Source organism: Nocardia abscessus NBRC 100374 (assembly GCF_000308455.1).
Taxonomy (GTDB): Bacteria; Actinomycetota; Actinomycetes; order Mycobacteriales; family Mycobacteriaceae; genus Nocardia; species Nocardia abscessus.
The window spans coordinates 90,521-112,130 of the sequence record NZ_BAFP01000101.1 but is presented as its reverse complement, the minus strand read 5'-3'; the positions used below and the strand labels follow the sequence as shown (position 1 = coordinate 112,130).

General features: G+C 69.2%; 21 protein-coding genes. 17 read left to right on the top strand and 4 right to left on the bottom strand.

Going from position 1 to position 21,610, the window contains the following annotated elements; genetic code table 11:
* Positions 1 to 81: 81 nt before the first annotated feature.
* The gene (locus tag ON19_RS20695) at positions 82 to 933 is read right to left on the bottom strand and encodes a helix-turn-helix transcriptional regulator (RefSeq protein WP_043695245.1); all 852 of its coding nucleotides are present in this window, start codon (positions 931 to 933) and stop codon (positions 82 to 84) included.
* A gap of 99 nt (positions 934 to 1,032) precedes the next feature.
* On the opposite strand from ON19_RS20695, the gene ON19_RS20690 reads away from it, so the two are divergent.
* The 13 genes from ON19_RS20690 (at position 1,033) to ON19_RS20630 (ending at position 15,913) form a co-directional block, all read left to right on the top strand.
* The gene (locus ON19_RS20690) at positions 1,033 to 2,667 is read left to right on the top strand and encodes an AMP-binding protein (protein ID WP_043695243.1); all 1,635 of its coding nucleotides are present in this window, start codon (positions 1,033 to 1,035) and stop codon (positions 2,665 to 2,667) included.
* A complete protein-coding gene (locus tag ON19_RS20685; protein WP_043695240.1) occupies positions 2,664 to 4,304 on the top strand; it encodes an AMP-binding protein in 1,641 nt (546 codons plus the stop codon). The genes ON19_RS20690 and ON19_RS20685 overlap by 4 nt, the downstream gene beginning before the upstream one ends.
* Before the next feature lie 105 nt (positions 4,305 to 4,409).
* Positions 4,410 to 6,791, top strand: coding sequence for a Tex family protein (locus ON19_RS20680; protein ID WP_043695237.1), 2,382 nt, complete (start codon positions 4,410 to 4,412; stop codon positions 6,789 to 6,791).
* Between the two features lie 27 nt (positions 6,792 to 6,818).
* On the top strand, positions 6,819 to 7,742 hold the full coding sequence (locus ON19_RS20675; RefSeq protein ID WP_051169107.1) for a hypothetical protein: 924 nt from the start codon (positions 6,819 to 6,821) through the stop codon (positions 7,740 to 7,742).
* A 256-nt stretch (positions 7,743 to 7,998) separates the two neighbouring features.
* Positions 7,999 to 8,340, top strand: coding sequence for a 50S ribosomal protein L19 (rplS, locus tag ON19_RS20670; protein ID WP_011210681.1), 342 nt, complete (start codon positions 7,999 to 8,001; stop codon positions 8,338 to 8,340).
* Positions 8,341 to 8,416: 76 nt separating this feature from the next.
* A complete protein-coding gene (gene lepB, locus ON19_RS20665) occupies positions 8,417 to 9,199 on the top strand; it encodes a signal peptidase I (protein ID WP_086006676.1) in 783 nt (260 codons plus the stop codon).
* A gap of 48 nt (positions 9,200 to 9,247) precedes the next feature.
* Positions 9,248 to 10,033, top strand: coding sequence for a ribonuclease HII (locus ON19_RS20660; protein WP_086006677.1), 786 nt, complete (start codon positions 9,248 to 9,250; stop codon positions 10,031 to 10,033).
* A gap of 46 nt (positions 10,034 to 10,079) precedes the next feature.
* Positions 10,080 to 10,385, top strand: coding sequence for a DUF2469 domain-containing protein (locus ON19_RS20655; RefSeq protein WP_011210678.1), 306 nt, complete (start codon positions 10,080 to 10,082; stop codon positions 10,383 to 10,385).
* A 98-nt stretch (positions 10,386 to 10,483) separates the two neighbouring features.
* Positions 10,484 to 10,840 carry a YraN family protein gene (locus ON19_RS20650; protein ID WP_043695231.1) on the top strand — a complete coding sequence of 119 codons (357 nt, stop codon included), beginning with the start codon at positions 10,484 to 10,486 and terminating at the stop codon, positions 10,838 to 10,840.
* Positions 10,841 to 12,349, top strand: a complete 1,509-nt coding sequence (locus ON19_RS20645) for a YifB family Mg chelatase-like AAA ATPase (protein WP_043695228.1) — start codon at positions 10,841 to 10,843, stop codon at positions 12,347 to 12,349.
* Positions 12,350 to 12,822: 473 nt separating this feature from the next.
* Positions 12,823 to 13,968, top strand: coding sequence for a DNA-processing protein DprA (gene dprA, locus ON19_RS20640; RefSeq protein WP_043695340.1), 1,146 nt, complete (start codon positions 12,823 to 12,825; stop codon positions 13,966 to 13,968).
* A 54-nt stretch (positions 13,969 to 14,022) separates the two neighbouring features.
* Positions 14,023 to 14,946: a tyrosine-type recombinase/integrase gene (locus ON19_RS20635; RefSeq protein ID WP_043695225.1), complete on the top strand. Its 924-nt coding sequence runs from the start codon at positions 14,023 to 14,025 to the stop codon at positions 14,944 to 14,946.
* A 196-nt stretch (positions 14,947 to 15,142) separates the two neighbouring features.
* Positions 15,143 to 15,913, top strand: coding sequence for an FHA domain-containing protein (locus tag ON19_RS20630; RefSeq protein ID WP_227954668.1), 771 nt, complete (start codon positions 15,143 to 15,145; stop codon positions 15,911 to 15,913).
* A gap of 37 nt (positions 15,914 to 15,950) precedes the next feature.
* Here the strand turns inward: ON19_RS20630 and ON19_RS20625 are convergent, their stop codons facing one another.
* From ON19_RS20625 to ON19_RS20615, 3 genes are all read right to left on the bottom strand, one after another.
* On the bottom strand, positions 15,951 to 16,616 hold the full coding sequence (locus ON19_RS20625) for a chymotrypsin family serine protease (RefSeq protein WP_043695219.1): 666 nt from the start codon (positions 16,614 to 16,616) through the stop codon (positions 15,951 to 15,953).
* Positions 16,617 to 16,814: 198 nt separating this feature from the next.
* Positions 16,815 to 17,129: a hypothetical protein gene (locus ON19_RS20620; protein ID WP_157229766.1), complete on the bottom strand. Its 315-nt coding sequence runs from the start codon at positions 17,127 to 17,129 to the stop codon at positions 16,815 to 16,817.
* A gap of 103 nt (positions 17,130 to 17,232) precedes the next feature.
* Positions 17,233 to 18,699 carry an MFS transporter gene (locus ON19_RS20615; protein WP_043695214.1) on the bottom strand — a complete coding sequence of 489 codons (1,467 nt, stop codon included), beginning with the start codon at positions 18,697 to 18,699 and terminating at the stop codon, positions 17,233 to 17,235.
* A gap of 54 nt (positions 18,700 to 18,753) precedes the next feature.
* Here ON19_RS20615 and ON19_RS20610 point away from each other — a divergent pair, with 54 nt between their 5' ends.
* The 4 genes from ON19_RS20610 (at position 18,754) to ON19_RS20595 (ending at position 21,566) form a co-directional block, all read left to right on the top strand.
* Positions 18,754 to 19,497, top strand: coding sequence for a TetR/AcrR family transcriptional regulator (locus tag ON19_RS20610; RefSeq protein ID WP_043695212.1), 744 nt, complete (start codon positions 18,754 to 18,756; stop codon positions 19,495 to 19,497).
* A 152-nt stretch (positions 19,498 to 19,649) separates the two neighbouring features.
* The gene (locus ON19_RS20605; RefSeq protein WP_043695209.1) at positions 19,650 to 20,381 is read left to right on the top strand and encodes an acetoacetate decarboxylase family protein; all 732 of its coding nucleotides are present in this window, start codon (positions 19,650 to 19,652) and stop codon (positions 20,379 to 20,381) included.
* 514 nt (positions 20,382 to 20,895) lie between these two features.
* Positions 20,896 to 21,261: a YidH family protein gene (locus ON19_RS20600; RefSeq protein ID WP_043695206.1), complete on the top strand. Its 366-nt coding sequence runs from the start codon at positions 20,896 to 20,898 to the stop codon at positions 21,259 to 21,261.
* The gene (locus ON19_RS20595; RefSeq protein ID WP_051169106.1) at positions 21,258 to 21,566 is read left to right on the top strand and encodes a DUF202 domain-containing protein; all 309 of its coding nucleotides are present in this window, start codon (positions 21,258 to 21,260) and stop codon (positions 21,564 to 21,566) included. The genes ON19_RS20600 and ON19_RS20595 overlap by 4 nt, the downstream gene beginning before the upstream one ends.
* Positions 21,567 to 21,610: the final 44 nt, after the last annotated feature.

Sequence of the window (21,610 nt, the reverse complement as noted above, 5' to 3'; positions counted from 1 at the left end):
TCCGTCCGGCGTCCTGACGGGACATCAGAGACCGGATCGCGGTATCGGACACTGCAGAGCCGTGGACGTGACAACCACGTCTCAGGGCAGCAAGCCGTGACGGCGGGCCGCTACCACCGCCTCGTGGCGGGAGTGGGCGTCGAGTTTGACCATCGCGTTGCGCAGGTAGCTCTTCACGGTTTCCGGGCCGAGCGAGAGACGTTGCGCCGCTTCCTGGTTGGTGCAACCCAAGGCGATCTGGGAGAGCGCGTCGAGTTCGCGGCGGGACAGGCGGGGGCTGTCGGGGTGCGGTTCGCCTGCCATGACCCGGGTGAGTCGTTCGCACACCGCGTGCAGGCGTCCGCGCAACCGATCGTCCTCGGCCGAGCGCGCCATGCCGCGGAGTTCGGCGTGGATGTCGCGCAGTTCCTCGGCGATGGCCGGAGCGGCCTCGGCCGACGGCGCGGCCAGCTCCAGCAGGCGCACGCGACGGTCGACCTCGTCGCGAATGGCGATCTCGGTGGCCAGGCGGCGCCCGGCCTGGACGACGAGATCCGCGGTGCGGTCGCCCAGCGGGCTGAGGCCCCTGGTCGCGGCGTAGAGCACCGCGCGTGAGCGCTGGTCCACCACGACGGGGACGGCGAGCACGGAGCGGATGCCCTCGCCGGAGACCGGCCCGTCGTAGTCGTGGGTGATCGAGGAGGCGCGGCGATAGTCGGAGACCGCGGCGGGCCGCCCGGATTCCATCACGCGGCCCCCCAGCCCCGACGTCCGCACGACGGCCAGGCCGCGCAGGCCGTTGGTCAGCGTGCCGACGAACTCCGACAGCAGCAGCGCGTCGCCGTGCACTTCGCCACCGAAGGCCACCGGCACGCCCGCGGTGCCGGCCACCCACCGGATCTCGGCACGCAGGGCGTCGCTGTCGCGCGGACGCAGCAGAGCGGTGTGGGTCACGAGACTCACCCCTTTTCGGGGGTAGTGGCGGGGGCGGTGTGACCCACATCCTATTGCACACCCGGGTTGCGCTGGATCACACAACGAGGAGAACCGAAGATGGGCACCGATCCGAATCAGCGGGTGCGCGAACTGCTGGACTGTTACGACCGCGGTGACGCATCAGCCGCCGACCTGCTGTGCGATCGGCACCCGGCCGACGGGATCGCCTTCACGATCGTCGAAGCCGACCTGTCCTCGACCGACCTCACCTACGGCGAACTGCGCGAACGCTCCGCTCGCTGCGCCGCGGCACTCGCCGAACTCGGCGTCGAACCCGGCGACCGGGTCGCGACCCTGATGGCGAAGTCGGCGGACCTGGTGGTCGCTCTGCTCGGCATCTGGCGCCGCGGCGCGGTGCACGTTCCGCTGTTCACCGCGTTCGCGTCGCCCGCCATCGCCCTGCGGTTGCACGCGAGCCGGGCCTCGCTCGTCATCGCCGACGCCGACCAGGCGGCGAAGCTGGCGCCCGGGCCGGATCTGCCCGCGGACCCACCCTGGCGCTTGATCGTCGCCGGCGCGGAGGTCCCCCAGGGGACGCTGGCGATGAACGACCTGCTCGACAGTCATTCGGCCACTCACCCGCACGCTCGTCCCGTCGCGGTGGGCGGCGACGGACTGCTCGTCCAACTGTTCACCAGCGGCACCACGGGCACGCCCAAGGGCGTCCCGATTCCACTGCGCGCGCTCGCATCCTTCCACGCGTACCAGGAATTCGCGCTGGACGTCCGGCCCGACGACGTCTTCTGGAACGCCGCCGATCCGGGCTGGGCCTACGGCCTCTACTACGCCATCCTCGCCCCGCTGGCCACCGGCACCCGCAGCATCCTGCTGCACGCGGGCTTCTCCGCCCCGCTGACCTGGCAGGTGCTGGAGACCTTCGGCGTCACCAACTTCGCCGCCGCCCCGACGGTCTATCGCGCGCTGCGCGCCGACAGCACCACGCCGCCCGTGCACTCCCGGTTGCGCCGCGCCTCCTCGGCCGGAGAGCCGCTGACCCCCGAGGTAGTCGCCTGGTCCGTCGAGTACCTGGGCGTCGCCGTGCGCGACCACTACGGCCAGACCGAGCACGGCATGGTCATCTGCAACGCCTGGCACGAAGACCTCGACACCGAGACTCCCGCGGGATCAATGGGCCGCTCGCTGCCGGGCTGGACCTGCGCCGTGCTCGCCGACGACGCCGACGTCGTCGCTCCCACCGGCGAATTGGGCCGGGTCGCGATCGACACCGAACGCAGCCCGCTGCTGTGGTTCCGCGGCTATCTCGACGCCCCGGACCGCACCGCTTCGCGTTACACCGCCGACGGCCGCTGGTATCTCACCGGTGACGCGGGCTCGCAGGACGCGGACGGCTTCTTCCGCTTCTCCTCCCGCGACGACGACGTGATCATCATGGCGGGCTACCGCATCGGCCCGTTCGAGGTGGAGAGCGTGCTGGTGCTGCACGAGCGGGTCGCCGAGGCGGCCGTGGTGGGCATGCCGGACGAACTGCGCGGCGAAGTCCTGGAGGCGTTCGTCGTGCTGCGCGAGGGAGCTTCGGGCGGCACCGATCTGGAAGCCGAGTTGCAGAACTTGGTGAAGAAGAAGTTCGCCGCACACGCCTACCCGCGCAAGGTCCACTTCGTGCCGAGCCTGCCGAAGACGCCCAGCGGCAAGGTACAGCGGTTCGTGCTGCGGCAGGGCGGTGCTCGATGACGCCGGCCGCGCAGCCGCCCGTGCCCAGCTACGCCTCCGGCGTGTCCGAAATCCCGCTGCTCGGCGACACCATCGGCGGCAATCTCGATCGGGCGGTGGCGGCGTTCCCGGAGCGGGAAGCATTGGTGGACCGCCCGACCGGACGTCGCTGGACATATCGGGAACTCGGCGCCGCGGTCGACGCCCTGGCCTGCGGCCTCGCCGGACAGGGCATCGGCAAGGGAGACCGGGTCGGCATCTGGGCGCCGAACTGCGCGGAATGGTTCCACGTGCAATACGCCACGGCGAAGATCGGCGCGATCCTGGTCACCGTCAACCCGGCCTACCGCACCAGCGAACTGGAGTACGTGCTGCGCCAGGCGGGCGTGCGGATGCTCATCGCGGCCGAGCGGTTCAAGTCCTCGGACTACGTCGCGATGATCGAGCGGGTCCGCCCGAAATGCCCGGAGTTGGCGCAGGTGCTCGTGCTGGGCACACCCGAGTGGGACGAGCTGTCCCGCACCGAGATCGACGCCGACCGGCTGGCCGCGCTCGGCGCGCGTCTGTCGGCCGACGACCCGATCAACATCCAGTACACCTCCGGCACAACGGGCTTCCCGAAGGGCGCCACGCTCAGCCACCACAACATCCTGAACAACGGCTACTTTGTCGGCGAGCTGTGCGGATACACCGAACAGGACCGGATCTGCGTTCCGACGCCCTTCTATCACTGTTTCGGAATGGTCATGGGCAACCTCGCGAGCACGAGCCACGCCGCGGCCATCGTGATCCCGTCGCCGTCGTTCGACCCGAAAGCGGCCTTGGCGGCGGTCGAGGCGGAGCGCTGCACCTCCCTCTACGGCGTGCCGACGATGTTCATCGACATGCTCGCCGAACTGGATTCGGCCACCGTGCAGCTGTCCACGCTGCGCACCGGGATCATGGCGGGCTCGCCCTGCCCGGTGGAGGTGATGAAGCGGGTGATCGACCGGATGGGCATGCGCGAGGTGTGCATCTGCTACGGCATGACCGAGACGTCTCCGGTCAGCACCCAGACCCGTCGCGACGACGGCGTCGACCGGCGCACCGCCACGGTCGGCCGGGTCGGGCCGCACCTGGAGGTCAAGATCGTCGATCCCGCAACGGGTCTCACGGTGCCGCGCGGCGAACCGGGCGAACTGTGCACCCGCGGTTACTCGGTGATGCTCGGCTACTGGGACGATCCGGACAAGACCGCCGAGGTCATCGATGCCGCCCGCTGGATGCACACCGGCGATATCGGCGTGATGGACGACGAGGGGTACCTGGCCATCACCGGCCGGATCAAGGACATGGTCATCCGCGGCGGGGAGAACATCTACCCGCGCGAGATCGAGGAATTCCTCTACACCCACCCCGACATCCTGGACGCGCAGGTGATCGGGGTACCCGATCCGAAATACGGCGAGGAGCTGATGGCCTGGGTCCGGATGCGCCAGGGGACAACGCCGTTGGACGCAGCGGCGGTGCGCGAGTTCGCCACCGGCAAGCTGGCGCACTTCAAGATCCCCCGCTACGTGCACGTGGTCGAGGAGTTCCCGATGACGGTTACCGGCAAGATCCGCAAGGCCGAGATGCGGGAGCTGTCGCGGCGGCTACTCGGCCTGGGCGACAGCTGAGGTGAGGAGGTTCACCTGGGCGTGGATCGCCTGTCAGGCGGCGACGGTAGTGTCTCGGACGTGACGACAGCGCCCGAGACTGCCAGTGCAGAGTCCACACCCGCCGTGCCACGCTCCGACGCCGCGGGCCCAGCCAGCGTGAACCGTCGCATCGCCGAGGAACTCGCGGTGCGTGAGACACAGGTGCGCGCCGCCGTCGAGCTCCTCGACGGTGGCTCGACGGTGCCGTTCATCGCCCGGTACCGCAAGGAGGTCACCGGCGGGCTGGACGACGCGCAGCTGCGCCTGCTCGACGAGCGTCTGCACTACCTGCGCGAACTCGACGAGCGCCGCGCCGCGATCGTCGAATCGATCCGCGGCCAGGGCAAACTCGACGACGCCCTGCACCGGCAGATCCTGCTCGCCGAGACCAAGGCCCGGCTCGAGGACATCTACCTGCCGTACAAGCCGAAGCGGCGCACGAAGGCGCAGATCGCGCGCGAGGCCGGGCACGAGCCGGTGGCCGACGCCCTGATCCAGGACCCGAACACCGATCCCGCGCAGTACACGGCCGAGCAGCTCGACGGCGCGCGCGCCATCCTGGTCGAACGATTCGCCGAGGACGCCGACCTGGTCGGCGAACTGCGCGAGCTGATGTGGAACCGCGGCCAGGTCACCTCGACCGTGCGCGCGGGCAAGGAGGAGGCGGGCGCGAAGTTCGCCGACTACTTCGACTTCAGCGAGCCGTTCGACAAGCTGCCCTCCCACCGCATTCTCGCGCTGCTGCGCGGGGAGAAGGAGGAGGTGCTCACGCTGCACCTCGAACCGCACACCGAGGAGCCGCAGCCGGGCGAGCGCACCATCTACGAGGGCCGCATCGCCGCCCGCTTCGGCATCGCCGACCGGGGCAGGCCCGCCGACTCCTGGCTGCTGGACACCGTGCGCTGGGCCTGGCGGACCAAGCTGCAAGTCAGCCTCGGCATCGACACCAGGATGCGGTTGCGGCAGGCGGCGGAGAAGGACGCGGTCGACGTCTTCGCCACGAACCTGCGCGACCTGCTGCTCGCCGCGCCCGCGGGCACCCGCACGACGATGGGCCTGGACCCCGGCTACCGCACCGGCGTGAAGGTCGCGGTGGTCGACGCCACCGGCAAGGTGGTCGCCACCGAGGTGATCTACCCGCACAAACCGCAGGGTCAGACCGAGAAGTCGCTGGCCGTGCTCGGCGCGCTGGTCGCCAGGTTCGGCGTCGAACTCATCGCCATCGGCAACGGCACCGCCTCGCGCGAGACCGATGCCCTTGCCGCCGAGCTGATCTCCCGCATTCCGGAGAACAAGCCGACCAAGATCGTGGTGTCCGAGGCGGGCGCCTCGGTGTACTCCGCGTCGGCCTACGCCTCGCAGGAGTTGCCCGACATGGACGTGTCGTTGCGCGGCGCGGTGTCGATCGCGCGGCGGCTGCAGGACCCGCTGGCCGAACTGGTGAAGATCGACCCGAAATCCATCGGTGTCGGCCAGTACCAGCACGATGTGTCCGAATCGCTGCTGGCCCGCTCGCTGGGCGCGGTGGTCGAGGACGCGGTGAACGCGGTCGGCGTCGACGTGAACACGGCCTCGGTGCCGCTGCTGTCCCGGGTGTCCGGCATCGCGGGCTCGGTGGCGGAGAGCATCGTGGCGCATCGGGATCAGAACGGCCCGTTCCGCAGCCGGACCGCGCTGCTCGACGTGCCGCGCCTGGGCCCGAAGGCGTTCGAACAGTGCGCGGGCTTCCTGCGCATCCGCGGCGGCGACGATCCGCTGGACACCTCCGCGGTGCACCCCGAGGCGTATCCGGTGGTGCGGCGCATCCTGGAAACGACCGGTCGTCCCGTCGCGGAGGTCATCGGCAACACCACGGTGCTGCGCTCGCTGTGCGCCGGGGATTTCACCGACGAGCGCTTCGGTGTCCCCACCGTCACCGACATCATCGCCGAGCTGGAGAAGCCGGGCCGTGACCCGCGCCCGGAGTTCAAGACCGCCGAGTTCGCCGCGGGCGTGGAGAAGGTCGCCGACCTGAAACCGGGCATGGTGCTCGAGGGCGTGGTGACGAACGTGGCGGCGTTCGGCGCATTCGTCGACGTGGGTGTGCACCAGGATGGCTTGGTGCACGTCTCGGCCATGTCGCACAACTTCGTCAAGGACCCGCGCGAAGTGGTGAAGTCCGGCGACGTGGTCAAGGTGAAGGTGCTCGAGGTGGACGTGGCCCGCCAGCGCATCGGCCTGACCCTGCGCCTGGACGACGAGCCCGGCGCGCCCGCCAAGGGCGGCGACAACCGGCAGCGCGGCCAGGGTGGCCAGGGTGGCCGATCCGGCGGGGGCGAGCAGCGGCAGCGGCAGAATGGTCAGAACAAGCAGCAAGGCCAAGGCCGCAATCAAGCACAGAACCGCGGCGGCAATCAGCGCCGCAACGCGCCCGCACCGAGCGGCGCGATGGCGGACGCGTTGCGCAGGGCGGGCTTCGGCCAGTAGCGCGGCGCACGGGAGGGAGTAGCGGCCATGCGACGGTGGCTCCACGAGGACGTGATCGCCCAAGGGCGGCTGCCGTTGCTGTGCTTTCTCCTCGGCTTCATCGTCGGGTTCCTGTTCATCCGCGTGAGCGTGCGGCTGATCCGCGCGCGGGTGCGCTGGTGGCCGGGCAACCTGCGGGCCGGTGACACCCACGTCCATCACATGGTGTTCGGGGTGATCCTGGTGCTCGCTTCGGGCATTGGCATGGTCACCCAGTACCAGAGCGCCGATACGACCACGGCCGGAATTCTCGCGGCCGTCTTCGGTGTGGGCGCCGCGCTGGTCCTCGACGAATTCGCGCTGATCTTCTATCTGCGCGACGTGTACTGGGAGGAGCAAGGGCGCACGTCGGTGGACGCGGTGTTCGTCGCGCTCGCGGTGACCGGTTTGCTGCTGCTCGGTTTCCACCCGCTGTGGCTGCTGGACATCAACGACTTCCGGCACGATCCGAGCATCGAGGCCCGCCTCTTCGTCGTCGTTTTCTCCGTGGTCAACCTGGCGCTGGCCGCGATCGTCATCGCCAAGGGCAAGATCTGGACGGGTTTGTTCGGCATGTTCTTCCTGCCGCTGCTGTTCGTGGGTGCGCTGCGGCTGAGCCGTCCGGGCGCGCCCTGGGCGCGCTGGCGTTACGGCGACCGCAGGCGTCTGATGTACCGGTCCATCGTCCGGGAACGGCGGTATCGCCGTCCGGTCATCCGCGCGAAGATCTTCGTACAGGACCTGGTCGCGGGAAAACCGGACGTCGAGCACGTCCTCACGGCGGCGGAGGCCGAACTCACGCGCAAGGTCGTGCCCGCTCCGCCCGCGCCGCATCGGCACCATTCGCTGTGGCATTCCGACCACGGTCCGCTGAATACGCCCAGCCCACCGCCCGCCCAGGACGCCATCTCCGGCGAGCAGAACCACCACTGACCTTGCTCTGCGTGGTACGCGGCGACCGCGCTTGCACCTGGTCGGCTTCGAAGCGCCGGAGAACCAGCGGCTCGCGGCGGTCGTGCACCGCCCCGTACCCGGGCCGATTTCTTCCGTGGCGCGCCGATCTGGCACAATGCACAGGTTGCCCTGGGTGATTCTCGACCCGGCGCACCCCATTGATCGGAGCATGAACCGGCCGAGCACGTCCAGTGCCGCCAGGGTCCTCTGTTCGCGCGAAACCATAAGGATGGAAATGAACACCCTTGACTTCGTCGACGAGAAGTCGCTGCGCAGCGACGTCCCCGACTTCCGGCCGGGCGACACGCTGAACGTGCACGTGAAGGTCATCGAAGGCTCGAAGGAGCGCATCCAGGTCTTCAAGGGCGTCGTGATCCGCCGCCAGGGCGGTGGCATCCGCGAGACCTTCACCGTCCGCAAGGTGTCGTTCGGTGTCGGCGTGGAGCGCACCTTCCCGGTGCACAGCCCGAACATCGACCACATCGATGTCGTGACCCGCGGTGACGTTCGCCGCGCCAAGCTGTACTACCTGCGCGATCTGCGCGGCAAGGCCGCCAAGATCAAGGAAAAGCGCTGAGTTAGCTTTTCGGCACACAGATTTTCCCCAGCCCGGCATCGGACCTCGGTTTCGCTGCCGGGCTAATCTGTTCGGCGTGGCAGACGAAAGTGGGTCGGTGTCGGTGTCCGAATCGGGCGACGAGAATACGCGGGCTGGTCGCGCAAAGCGGCGGGCGAAGAAGAAGCAGCGGCCGTTCTGGCAGGAATTGCCGATCCTCATCGTGATCGCCGCGGTGATCGCCGCACTGATGGTCACCTTCGTCGGTCGGCCGTACGTGATTCCGTCGGAGTCGATGGAAACCACTCTGCACGGATGCCCCGGATGCACCGGCGACCGCATCTACGTGCAGAAGTTGAGCTACTACTGGAGCGATCCACAGCCGGGCGACGTGGTCGTGTTCGTCGGCCCGCCCTCGTGGAACACCCACTACAAGTCGATCCGCTCGGACAACGCCGCCGTCCGTGGCGTGCAGAACTTCTTCTCCTTCTTCGGCCTGGTGCCGCCGGACGAGAACGACCTGGTGAAGCGCGTGATCGCGGTCGGCGGTCAGACCGTGGAGTGCTGCGACCCGCAGGGCCGGGTGATCGTGGACGGCAAGCCGCTGGACGAGCCGTACGCCCGCTACCTCGCCCCGTACGTGCCGGGTCAGCCCTACAACGCGACCGGCGGACGTGAGTTCAAGCCCGTGAAGGTGCCCGAGGGGCACCTGTGGGTGATGGGCGACAACCGCAACCAGTCCGCCGACTCCCGCGCGCACATCACCGACGAACTGCAGGGCACCATCCCAGTGGAGAACGTCCGGGGCAAGGCGGTGTTCAAGATCTGGCCGCCCGGCCGGATCGGACCGGTGCACTCGGAGAATCCCCAGACGAACTGATCGCTCGGGGCGCAGGATAATTGGACGGTGGGGCAAGGTCGAGTGCCGGTGGGTAACGGATGGCCGCCGCGCGTGGTGATGCGCAGGGCGGGAGGTCTGCGCACGCTCGAGGCGGCGTTGATCCGCAGTGGCCTCGGGCCGGTCGCCGGAGTCGACGAGGCGGGCCGGGGGCCGTGCGCGGGACCGCTGGTCGTGGCGGCGTGCCTGCTCGCCCCGAAGGCCTACGACAAGCTGGCCGGTCTCGACGACTCCAAGAAACTCACCGAGGCCACCCGCGAAGAGCTGTACCCGGTGATCATCCGGCTGGCGCTGGCCTATCAGGTCGTCGTCATCCCGGCCTGGGAGATCGACTCGATCGGCATCCACGTCGCCAATATCGAGGGAATGCGCCGCGCCGTCGCCGGGCTCGGCCAGGAGCCCGGCTACGTGCTGACCGACGGGTTCCGGGTCCCCGGCATTCCCGTGCCGTCGTTGCCCGTGATCGGCGGCGACGGGGCGGCGGCCTGCATCGCGGCGGCGAGCATCCTGGCCAAGGTCACCAGGGACCGCATCATGGTCGAGCTGGACCGGCGGTTCCCCGGCTACGGCTTCGCCGCCCACAAGGGCTACAACACGCCCGAGCACACCGCCGCGCTGCACCGCCTCGGACCGAGCAGTGAGCACCGCCGTTCCTGGCGCAATGTTCGCGAGGCCGCCGGGCTGCGGCCGGTCGCGGCGGCCGCCGACGCAGCGGACGCGGTGCTGGCCGAGGGCCTCGACGAGGCGCTGTCCGAGCAGTTTCCGAACGAGCGTACGGCTGGCCGAGTGGCTAGCGACGCAGCGCATGCGCGATGATGTCATCACACGACGCGATGCGGCGAGAAGGAGGACGTCCCACCCGATGAGTGCCGAGGACCTCGAGAAGTACGAAACCGAGATGGAGCTCTCGCTGTATCGCGAGTACAAGGACATCGTCGGCCAGTTTTCGTACGTGGTGGAGACCGAGCGCCGCTTCTACCTGGCCAATTCGGTGGAGCTGCGGCCGCAGAACGCGGATGGCGAGGTGTACTTCGAGGTGCGGATGAGCGACGCGTGGGTGTGGGACATGTATCGCCCGGCCCGCTTCGTCAAGCACGTCCGGGTGATCACCTTCAAGGACGTCAACATCGAGGAGCTGGAGAAGCCCGACCTGCGGCTGCCGGAGTGAGCCGCGGGGTTCTGCACAGCGGCTCGGCTATCCACAGGTTTTCTGTTCTCCCAGGTCGGTGGCGCTGACCTGATTCGCGCCCGGCGCACGCTGGCCGGGTGACTGACAGACAGGCGCTCGGCGCGCACGGGGAGGAATTGGCGGCGGATTTTCTGCGCGCCGCGGGGATGGAGATCGTCGCCAGGAACTGGCGTTGCCGATACGGCGAGCTCGACCTGATCGCACGCGACGGGGACGTGACCGCGTTCGTGGAGGTCAAGACGCGTTCCGGCCTCGGTTACGGCACGCCGGCCGAGTCGGTCACCTTCGCCAAGCGGCAGCGGATCCGCCGGCTGGCCCTGTTGTGGCTGGCCGAACAGGAAGGGCCGTGGCGGCGCATCCGGTTCGATGTGGTGTCGGTGCTGGCGGTGCGTGGTCGCGCACCCGTCATCGATCATCTCGAGGCGGTGTTCTGAATGGCCCTGGGACGGGCCCATTCCGTCGCGGTGACCGGCGTCGACGGTCTGCTCGTCGAGATCGAGGCCGATATCGGGCAGGGGCTGCCCTCCGTCCACCTGGTCGGGCTACCCGACACCGCGTTGCAGGAGTCGCGCGACCGGATCCGTTCGGCGGTGGCGAACTCGGGGGAGAAGTGGCCCGACGGCCGGGTGGTCCTCGCACTGTCACCCGCGACCTTGCCGAAGCTGGGCAGCGTCTACGACTTGGCGCTGGCCGTCGCGGTACTGGACGCGTCCGGCTCGGTCCCCTCCGAGCGGCTCGCGAAGACGGTGCTGCTCGGGGAGCTCGCGCTGGACGGGCGGGTGCGGCGGGTGCGGGGCGTCCTGCCCGCCGTGCTCGCGGCGCGCAAGGCCGGTTGGTCGACCGTGGTGGTACCGGCGGTGACCATGGCCGAAGCCGGACTGGTCGAGGGTATCGAGGTCTTCGGGGCCCGCAGCTTGCGCGGTGTCGTGGCCTGGCTGCGCGGGGAAGGCGCGCTCGACGAGCCGGACGGCGATCTGCCGGATTCCGTGCGGCAGGGCGGCGATCTCAGCGAGGTGGTCGGGCAGGACGAAGCGCGCTGGGCATTGGAGGTGGCCGCGGCGGGCGGCCACCATCTGCTGCTCACCGGCCCGCCCGGCATCGGGAAAACAATGCTGGCCCAACGACTTCCGGGACTGCTGCCCCCACTCACCGAGACCGAGGCGCTGGAGGTGACCGCGATCCACTCGATGGCGGGCACGCTCGCCGGTGACCACCCCCTGATCACGGCGCCGCCCTTCGTCGCCCCCCATCATTCGACCTCGGTGACCGCGATGATCGGCGGTGGCTCGGGGACCGCCCGGCCCGGCGCGGTCAGCCGGGCGCACCGCGGGGTGCTGTTCCTCGACGAATGCGCCGAACTCGGCACGAAGGTGCTGGAGGCGATGCGAACACCCCTGGAAGAAGGGGAAGTACGCATCGCCCGGCGTGACGGTGTGGCGCGCTACCCGGCCCGCTTCCAGCTCGTGCTGGCCGCCAATCCGTGCCCGTGCGCCCCGGCCCGCGATGTCGACTGCATCTGCGCACCGCTGGCTCGCCGCCGCTACCTCGGCAAGCTGTCCGGGCCACTGATCGACCGGATCGACATCTGGGTGCGGATGCACGGGCAGTCCGGCGCGGCGTTCAGCACCGATGCCGCCGAGAGCAGTGAGGTGGTCCGGGAGCGGGTCGCCGTCGCGCGACGCGCCGCCGCCGAGCGCTGGCGCGAGTACGGGTGGCTCACCAACGCCGAAGTCCCCGGTCACATCTTGCGCCAGCGGTTCCGGCTACCACGCGAATCGCTCGCTCCCGTCGAGACCGCGTTGCGTCTCGGCCGCATGTCCGCGCGCGGCGCCGACCGCGCCATCCGGGTCGCCTGGACCATCTGCGACCTACGCGGCGGCGAATTGCCATCGACGCAGGACGTTTTGGCCGCGTTGAACTTCCGTCAAAGGGGTGCGCAATGAGCGCGACGGTGCCGGCCGAGGAGGAGGCGGCCACCGTGCCGGCGGCCGCGAGCGTGCCCGGGGCGGACGCGTCGGCGGTGATGGATGAGCCTGCGGCCGCGAGCATTCCTCCGGCGCCGGGTGTGCCGGTGGTGGCGAGCGTGCCCGAGGCGGACGTGTTTGCGGTGGTGGATGTGTCCGCGGCTGCGACCATGCCTGCGGCGGTCGACGTGCCTGTGGCCCCGACTTTGCCTGTGGTGGACGTGTCCGCGGTGATGGATGGGCCTGTGGCCGCGACTTTGCCTGTCGTGGACGTGTCCGCGGTGGTGGATGGGCTTGTGGACGCGAGCATGCCTCCGGCGATGAGTGCGCCGGTGGTGGCGGACGTGCCGGTGGTGGCGAACGTTGCGGTGGCTGACGTGCCTGCGGTGGTGAGCGCGCCCGTGGTGGCGAACGTCCCCGCGGTGGTCGACGCGCTTGCGTCCGGTTCCGGAGTGTCGTGCGGCGAAGCCGATGCTCGGCGGCTCGCCTGGGTGTATCTGTCGCGGGTGGTGCAGGGGCCGTGCGCGCCACTGTCGGCGCTCATCGGGTCGGTCGGGGTGGTCGAGGCGGCGCGCGCTGTGCGGGAGTGCGCGCTGCCCGAACCGCTTCGCGGGCCCACGGCGCAGCGTCGCGAGGTCGACGTGGCGGCGCGGGACTTGGAGACCGTCGAGCGGATCGGAGGGCGCGTGGTGACGCCGGACGACCCGGAGTGGCCCGCTTGGCGCATGCTCGGTTTCGCGCAGCTCGAGCCGGGCCGGGATCGCGACGGCGCCGTTCCGCTCGTGCTGTGGGTGCGCGGCCCACGCTCGCTGCTGGAGTCCAGCGAACGCGCTGTGGCGGTGGTGGGTGCGCGGTGCAGCACTGGGTACGGAAACCGGGTCACGGGGGAGATCGCTGGCGATCTCGCCGCGCAGGGGTGGACCATTGTGTCCGGTGCCGCGTTCGGGATCGATGGCATGGCGCATCAGGCGGCGTTGGCGGTGGAGGGACCGACGATCGCCGTGCTGGCCTGTGGGATCGACCGGCCGTACCCGGCGCAGCACGAGCGCCTGCTGGCCGACATCGCCGAATCCGGCCTGGTGGTCAGCGAATACCCGCCCGGTGTCACCGCGCAGAAGCATCAGTTCCTCGCCCGGAACCGCTTGATCGCCGCCCTGGCCGACGGTGTGCTCGTCATCGAGGCAGGGTTGCGCAGCGGCGCACGCAACACCGTCAAATGGGCACGCCGCCTCGGCCGTCCCGCACTGGCCGTGCCCGGCCCGGTGACCTCGGCCGCGTCGGTGGGGTGCCACCGCATGATCCGCGACGGCGAAGCCCTCTTGGTGACCCGTGCCGAGGAGGTCGTCGACGAGGCGGGGCCGCTGCGTTTGTCGATTCCCGAAGCGGCGGCAGGTGGTGATCCGGAGCACCGGCTGACCGGCGACGAGGCGCTGGTCTTCGCCGCGCTGCCGAGAGTGGGTTCGCGCTTACCGCTCGAGGTGTCCCGGCAGTGCGGATTGTCTCTTCCGGTGGTACGTGCGACATTGGCCGCTCTCGAATTGGCGGGGTTGGTGGCCAGTGACGAAAGTGGTTGGCACCGAACGGCCCGCCGCCCGTGAGCGCGGTCGGCGCGGGGGCTTGCCATCCGGGGCGCGGGTCGCGACGGTGGAGGGATGGAGGAACTGCCCGAAGATCTGGAAGCGCTGCTGGTGGAGTACGGCAGGCATCTGCGGCTCGGGCGCAACCGCTCGGAGCACACGGTGCGGGCGTATCTGGGGGACGCTCGGTCGCTGCTGGAGCATCTGTACACACGGTCGGCGGATTCGGCCATCCGCGAGCTGGACCTGCTGCTACTGCGGTCGTGGCTGGCGCAGCAGGCGGCGGCGGGTGCGGCACGAACGACCGTGGCCCGGCGGGCGTCCTCGGCGCGCACGTTCACCGCCTGGCTCACCCGTACCGGCCGGTTGCCCGCCGATCCGGGGCTGCGGTTGGGTTCGCCGAAAGCGCATCGCGTCCTTCCCGCCGTACTCGGGCGGCAACAGGCGCTGGGTGCCATGGACGCGGCGCAATCCGGTGCCGCCCAGCGCGATCCGATGGCACTGCGGGATCGGGCGATCGTGGAATTGCTGTACGCCACCGGCATCCGGGTCAGTGAGCTGTGCGGGCTCGACATCGAGGACGTGGACCGCGAGCGGCGCGTGGTGCGCGTGCTGGGCAAAGGCAACAAGGAGCGATCGGCGCCGTTCGGCACGCCCGCCGACGAGGCGGTCGGCAATTGGCTGAGCTACGGACGTCCCGCCCTCGCCACCGTCGACTCCGGCCGAGCGCTGCTGCTCGGTCGCCGCGGCAGGCGGCTCGACCAGCGCCAGGCCAGAACCGTGGTGCACGAGGTCGTCGCGGCCATCCCGGGCGCACCCGACATGGGTCCGCACGGTTTGCGGCACACCGCCGCGACCCACCTCCTCGAGGGTGGGGCGGACCTGCGTGTGGTCCAGGAACTCCTCGGCCACGCCAGCATGGCCACCACGCAGCTCTACACCCACGTCTCCATCGACCGCCTCAAGAAGGTGCACGACCAGGCCCACCCGCGCGCCTGACGGTCTCACTCGGCCCAGCGACCGATCGGCCGCACCGGACAACAAGCCACCTCGGATGAGGACGCTCATCCGGCCGTGCTGAAGATCCATCGCCACCGGGCGCCGCTATTCCGACTGAGCGGTCTGTTTAGTGTCGGTGTCGTGCACTCGGGGTTCGGTAAGCGCCCCGGTCACATCGCGAAGTAGGCGAATACCCATGTGGCCGGTGCTCAGAAAGCGCACCCTGAGAGAAGCGAATCGGTGCCCGCAGTTCACGACGTACTTCGAGTGGGAAAGACGAACGATGCCTACGTCCGGCGGACAGGCCCTGAATCGCGGACTGTACTCACCAGCGGGACAGTCCGCGTGGTGGCAGTCGGCCGCAGGCGCCGCTTCCCGGCCCGCCGGACAGGACATGACGCGCGAGATTTCGCTCGACGGCGGCCCGGCAAGTCTCACTATCGGGCGTTCCGCGACGGCCGATATCCCCGTAACTTCCGACCCGACCGTCTCTCGGCTACACGCCGTTATCGAGCGTGTGGGCGGATGCTGGGTCATCGTCGACGACGGGCTGTCCAAAAATGGGACATTCGTCAATGGCGAACGTGTCGGTGGACGGCGGAAACTGGCTTCCGGTGACACGATTCGCGTCGGCCGGTCGGTATTCGTCTTCCGGGCCGCCGAATCCGTCGACGAGGACATGACGCTCGCCCATGCGCCGCTGCCCACCCGCAATTCACTGACCCCGGCCCAGTATCTGGTTCTCGAGGCGCTGTGCCGCCCATGCGACGCGCACAACGCGTATTCGTATCCCGCGACCAACAGTCGGATAGCGCGCGATCTGTGCCTGAGTATCTCGACGGTCAAGACGCACATGCGTGCGCTGTTCCGGATATTCCAGGTCGAAGCCTTACCTCCGAACCAAAAACGGCTGTTCCTGGTCGAACGGGCTATCGAATTCGGCATTGTCACCGACTCGGATAGGTAAGGCTTCGGCCGAATCCGGCGGAGTTCGCCCTGTCCCGCTAAATCGGCTGGAAACCCGCTCCGGCGCTACCGCGCGCGTTCACGTCGGCGACGACCGCGGTGATGTCCGTGCCGAGTTGCGGTCCGAGACACGGCACCGCCAAGTAGCCGTTGACCATGCCGACCAGCGTGGTTCCGACGACGAGTGGAGCCCCCGAATCGCCTTCGACGACACACGTCTGGGTCCAGGTCAAATTGCCGCTTGTGAACACGTCACCATAGGCCACCCCACAGGTCCGGCCGGTTGTCCGGCCCTCCTTGCAGACGGTGTCCGGGGGGCGGGCGGGCCCACCCAAGCCGGTGATGGTCGTGCCGCCCACCTGGTTGACCGGCGCGACCATCCCCGGATCGAACACGATCACGGAATAGTCCATGGTGCTGTCGGCGTAGTCGACAGTGCCGACAGCGCCGGCGTCTCGATTGTTTTCGGCGGCGACGGTGGCACCCGCGCCACCGCAGTGCGCCGCGGTGAACCCGACGAGCCGGCCGCTGGAGTCGCGCCCGATCGTGGTGAGAGTGCAGATGTTCTGACCGCCGACGACGATGCCGGAGCCTCCACCCAGAACGGTGGAAGGCTCGGCGTGCGCGGTCCCGGGTGCCCCGAACAGCGCCGTGGCCGCGGCGAGTGCCGCGGCAGCGCCCACGAGTTTCCTGAACTTGGTCATCCGGTAATTCAACCGCACTTATCCGCGCGTCACGATTGATTCCCGCAGTTTCCCCGGCTGGGCGCCGGATGAGCCGGGTATCGGAATTCCGTCTTTGTCCCGGAGCCCGGTGGCGGAGCGCAGACAGCGACGAGGCGCCTCGGGTTCACGACACCTCCCGAGGCGCACTCGTCTTCGAGGCGCTGCCTACGAATGCGGTCAAGCGGCGCAGACGAACACGGCGACCGCGTTGACGACCGGCGGAAGCAGCAACAAAGGAGCGCAGAAAATGCCCAGCGGCCAAATCAGGCCCAATGTCGCGGGCTCGACCTGAACCGGTACCGGTTGATCCGCTACGTGCACAGGTCCGGGGGATACGTCCGGTGCTGCCGAAGCAAAACCTGAACCCAGGGCGATGACCGGTGCGATCGCTACCGCCGCCGCCGTTACGCGCATTTTGTTCGTGATCATGATGTCTCCATCGATTGATTGCTTCACGAGCCCTCTTTTGTTGAAGGCCCACAGTGTGAACACACCATCAACTCTTCTCGGAGGGCGCGCGGGAGACCATCAGCCCCAGGGTCGGAATAGTTCATACCTCGAGCCACTCGCCCGCTCGGCGGGGCCGCCGACACGATCAGCCGTTGGCCACAGGGACGGTTTCCGGCTGCTCGACGACCGCTCCCGGCCGCCGTGCGCGCAGCAGGACCGCTCCGAGCAGGGCGGCGGCGATGCTGAATCCCGCGCTGATCCACGCGCCGGTGGACATGGCGGTGGTGAATGCGTCCTTGGCCGGCTCCAGGTAGCCGAGCTGGAAGGCGGCTCCGATGGACTCGCGGGCCGCGTCGGGGGCGTCGGCGGGCATGTTCGAGGTGAAGACCCCGGCCAGCACACTGCCGAGGACGGCGATGCTGATCGCCATGCCGACCTGCTGCAGCGTGTCGTTCATCGCGGAGCCGACACCGGCGTGCTGCAGCGGGATGGCGCTCATGATGGCCGCGTACGCGGCCGGACCCGCCAAACCGCCGCCCACACCCATCACGAGCATGCTGACCAGAATCCACAGGTACCCGCTCCCGACGGCGAGGATGCCGAAGGCCACACCCATGACGAGCAAGCCGGACACGATGAGCGTCTTGTTGCTCAGGGTCTTGCCGAGCGTCGCGCCGAGCCCGTTGCACACCGCCGCGGCCACGGCGTACGGCAACAGCGCCAGCCCCGCCTTCATCGGCCCGTAGCCGAGCACGAACTGCAGGTACTGCGTCAGCATCAGCATGACCGCGCCCATGCCGAAGACCATCAACAGCAGCGTGAAGCAGGTGCCCGTGAAATCGCGGCTGCCGAACACCGCCAACGGCAGCATCGGATGGGCCGATCGGCTCTCCCACACGACGAACGCGGCCGCCGCGACGACGGCCAGCACGATCACGCCGACGTTCCATTCCCGCTCGATGATCACGTAGACCGTCGCGCTCAGCGCCACCACGGACAAGACGACCCCGACCAGATCGACCGGCCGTTGTTCGCCGGTGGTCTCGGGCATCAGCACGACCGCCGCCACGATCGCGAGCACGGCCACCGGGATGTTGAGCAGGAACACCGACCCCCACCAGTAGTGCTGGAGCAGAAAGCCGCCCAGCGTCGGTCCGGCGACGATGCCGACCATGGAGACTGTCGACCACGCCGCCATCGCCGTGCGCCGTTCGTCCTCGGCGAAGGTGGTCATCAGGATCGACAGCGTCGACGGCATCAGCAGCGAACCGCCGACGCCCATCGCGGCGCGCGCGGCCACGACCTGCCACGGCTCGGTCGCCAGCACCGCGGCCAGCGAGGCCACGCCGAACACCGCCAGTCCGGTGATCAACGCTCGGCGCCTGCCGAAGCGGTCGGACAAGCTTCCCGCCGTGAGCAGGAGTCCGGCGAAGACCAGCACGTAGGCGTCCAGAATCCACTGCACGTCCGACGGGGTGGCGCCGAGCTCCCGGATCAGCGACGGAATCGCGAGATTGAGCACGGTGCTGTCGAGCATCAGCACGAGCAAGGACAGACAGAGGACCCCCAGAACCCACCAGCGGCGAGGGTCTCGTACAACGTTCGATTCCACTCGCACAGCGTACGAGAAACTCGAACAGTGTGCGAGCGATTATAAGATCGTGTTATGACCAAGCAGTTCGCCTCGGTATGGACCAAGCAGCCGCGCCGGCCCAAGTCCGCCGGGCTGCATCGTGAGCAGATCATCGCCGCGGCCGTGGAACTGCTCGACGCCGAGGGACTGGAGGCGCTGAGCATGCGCAAACTCGGCGCGAAGCTCGGTGCGGGCGCGACCAGCCTGTACTGGCACGTCTCCAACAAGGAGGAACTGCTGGAATTGGTGCTCGATGAGTTCTGGGGCCTGGTGCGGACTCCGGAGCCCGAGCAGGCCTCCTGGCGCGAACTGCTGACCACCTTCGCCTACAGCCTCCGCGCGAGCATCCGGGAGCACCCATGGATGGCGACCCTGGTGGGGCGGCTGCCCAGTATCGGCCCGAACTCGCTACGCCTGAGCGATCGGCTGCGCCGCGCGTTCGTCCAGGCGGGGTTTCATGGCGTGGACATCTACCTCGCCAGCGGAACGGTGATGTGTTTCGTCCTCGGCCAGGTGCTGCCCGAGATCGCCTGGGACACGGCGTACAAGGGGGCCGAGATCGACACCGACGGCGTCCTGCGCGTGATGACCGAATTGGCCGGTGACTATCCCGAAATGCTCGCGGACTATCAGGCGATCGTCCCGACGGACCAGGAGGTCGGGCGCGCGATGGCCTTCGACTTCGGCCTGCTGTGCGTCCTCGACGGCTTGGAAGCCCGCCTGCGGAATGCGGCGCGATCCGAGGAGTCGTGCGGAAGTCGTGTTCCGGAGGAGTGAGTCGTGGGAGTGAAACGGGTTCCCTGGGGAGAAAGTCCGGTCGACGCCGCATTGCGCCGATAAACTGATACGTGTTCTATGGACGTGGTCCGGTGCGGTAGCTCCGCACGGCCACGCGGCGCGCGGGCGCCGATGCGCAGAAAGGCGTCGACGTGAGCACGCACACCGTTCTCGGCCGCGAGGTCCGCATGCCGGTCCGCATCCGGCTCGCGCACGCGTTCATGGCCACCTATCTGGTGCCCGCCGCGGCGGCGCAACGCCTCATCGACTACTCCGGCCTGCGGGTTCTCCGGCTGCCCGGCGGGCGGGCGATGTGCACGCTGGTCTTCGTCGACTACGTCGACGGCGATCTGGGCCCCTACAACGAGTTCGGCGTCTCGTTCATGGTGCGCCACCACACCGCGGGCGCGGCCTCGGGATTCGGCGATCTGAAGGCGCTCAGATCCGGGCAGGCAGGCGTACTGATCCACCGGCTGCCGGTCGACGGCGATTTCACCCTGGCCGCCGGGCGCGGTATCTGGGGATTTCCGAAAGAACTCGCCGACTTCGTCGTCGACCACGGTGGCCCGACGCGCAGCGGTGCGCTGCACCAGAACGGACGGCTCATCGCGGATCTCACGCTGCGGCCCGGATTCTCGACCCCGAACGGGCGCGCCACCGCATCCTCGTTCGACGCCTACTCGCACATCGATGGCGTGACACGCTGCACGCGCTGGGAGATGCAGCCGTCCGGCATGCGAGCGCGGCTCGGCGGGGCGACGTTGAAGCTGGGGGATCACGAGATCGCCGCCGAACTCCGGTCGCTCGGTTTGCCGCGCCGGGCGCTGATGTCCTCGTCCGTTTCGCGGCTGGCCATGACATTCGAGGACGCCATCGCCATCTGACGCGCTGCATAACCACCCGGTCACGGGCGCGCGGGGCGCGTGGACGGCCCAGGTGACGGCGATTAATCTGACGTAGCGGATCGTTTGCCAACGCTAGCAGCGATGGAGTGGTGCCCGTGATCGTCGCCGACCGGACCTGTCCCGCCGCTGAATGCTGCGAGCTGGTTCGATCGTGTGATTCGGGGTCTCGAACACGAGTCGGGAATCGTTCAGGGAGCAGCACGCGAACACGGTTGCTGAGCGCTGCGCGCGGCGTCTGGCTTCCAGTCGGCAATCCGAGCGAGGCGACGGTGAGTGTCGCCCGCGCGAAGTGCCCGGTGCGCCTGCGAACACGGATCGGGTTCCCGCCGTCGGCGATGAGCCGCCGCGAGGTTCCTCGGTCCCCACTAGCGTGGTGTGTCGTGACCACCGTGCAGTCCGGCGTGAACCCGTGCGACGGAGCGCCGCCTCGTGTCACGAACCGCCACCCTCGTGCGCGGGTCGGTCGGCACTCGACGATCCGAGCCGAGGCGGCGTGACGCTGCCGAGTCCCGAAGCCGAATCGGAAGGGGGCGAAGAGGAACTCGACTATCGGTTCACGCTCGCGAACGAGCGCACCTTCCTCGCCTGGATGCGGACCGCGCTGGGACTGCTGGCCGGCGGCGTCGCGGTGCACACACTGGTCCAGTCGTTCCGGATGGCGGGACTGCGGCGCGCGATCGCGCTCAGTTGCCTGGTCCTCGCATCGGTCGTCGCGGTCGGCGCGTACGCGCACTGGCGGCGGGTCGGCGTGGCCATGCGGCGCGGCGATCCACTGCCGGACACGGTGCTGGTACCGGTCCTGTCGGCGGGCATCGCGATCGTCTCGGTGCTGGCGGCTATAGCGGTGCTGCTGCGGTGAGCGCGCCTCATCTGTCCGCCGAACGCACCGCGCTGGCGTGGCGGCGCACCGCCGTGGCGGCGATGGTCGTCGGCACACTGTTCCTGCATCAAGCCCTCGAAAGCGGGTGGCGAGCGGCCGCGGCGGCGCCGATCGGCGCCGCGATCACGATGGCGGCGCTGGCCGGGGCCTGCTATCTGCGCAACCGCGGTTTGCGCCGCGGCCACTACGCCCATGGTGGCCGCATCGTCGCCGCGACGGCCGCGGCGGTGTTCGTGGGCGCGGTCGCCGCCGCGGCCGCAGGCTCCCTCGAACCGCTGCCCTGAACCGGGCAGCGGCCCGGCAAGGTTGGTCGAGACGACAGGAGGAC

Coding starts and splice junctions, on each gene's coding strand:
- ON19_RS20675 (WP_051169107.1), top strand. CDS start 6,819: ATGCGACGGTGGCTCCACGAGGACGTGATCGCCCAAGGGCGGCTGCCG.
- ON19_RS20655 (WP_011210678.1), top strand. CDS start 10,080: ATGAGTGCCGAGGACCTCGAGAAGTACGAAACCGAGATGGAGCTCTCG.
- ON19_RS20690 (WP_043695243.1), top strand. CDS start 1,033: ATGGGCACCGATCCGAATCAGCGGGTGCGCGAACTGCTGGACTGTTAC.
- ON19_RS20625 (WP_043695219.1), bottom strand. CDS start 16,616: ATGACCAAGTTCAGGAAACTCGTGGGCGCTGCCGCGGCACTCGCCGCG.
- rplS (WP_011210681.1), top strand. CDS start 7,999: ATGAACACCCTTGACTTCGTCGACGAGAAGTCGCTGCGCAGCGACGTC.
- ON19_RS20610 (WP_043695212.1), top strand. CDS start 18,754: ATGACCAAGCAGTTCGCCTCGGTATGGACCAAGCAGCCGCGCCGGCCC.
- ON19_RS20685 (WP_043695240.1), top strand. CDS start 2,664: ATGACGCCGGCCGCGCAGCCGCCCGTGCCCAGCTACGCCTCCGGCGTG.
- ON19_RS20630 (WP_227954668.1), top strand. CDS start 15,143: ATGTGGCCGGTGCTCAGAAAGCGCACCCTGAGAGAAGCGAATCGGTGC.
- ON19_RS20645 (WP_043695228.1), top strand. CDS start 10,841: ATGGCCCTGGGACGGGCCCATTCCGTCGCGGTGACCGGCGTCGACGGT.
- ON19_RS20635 (WP_043695225.1), top strand. CDS start 14,023: ATGGAGGAACTGCCCGAAGATCTGGAAGCGCTGCTGGTGGAGTACGGC.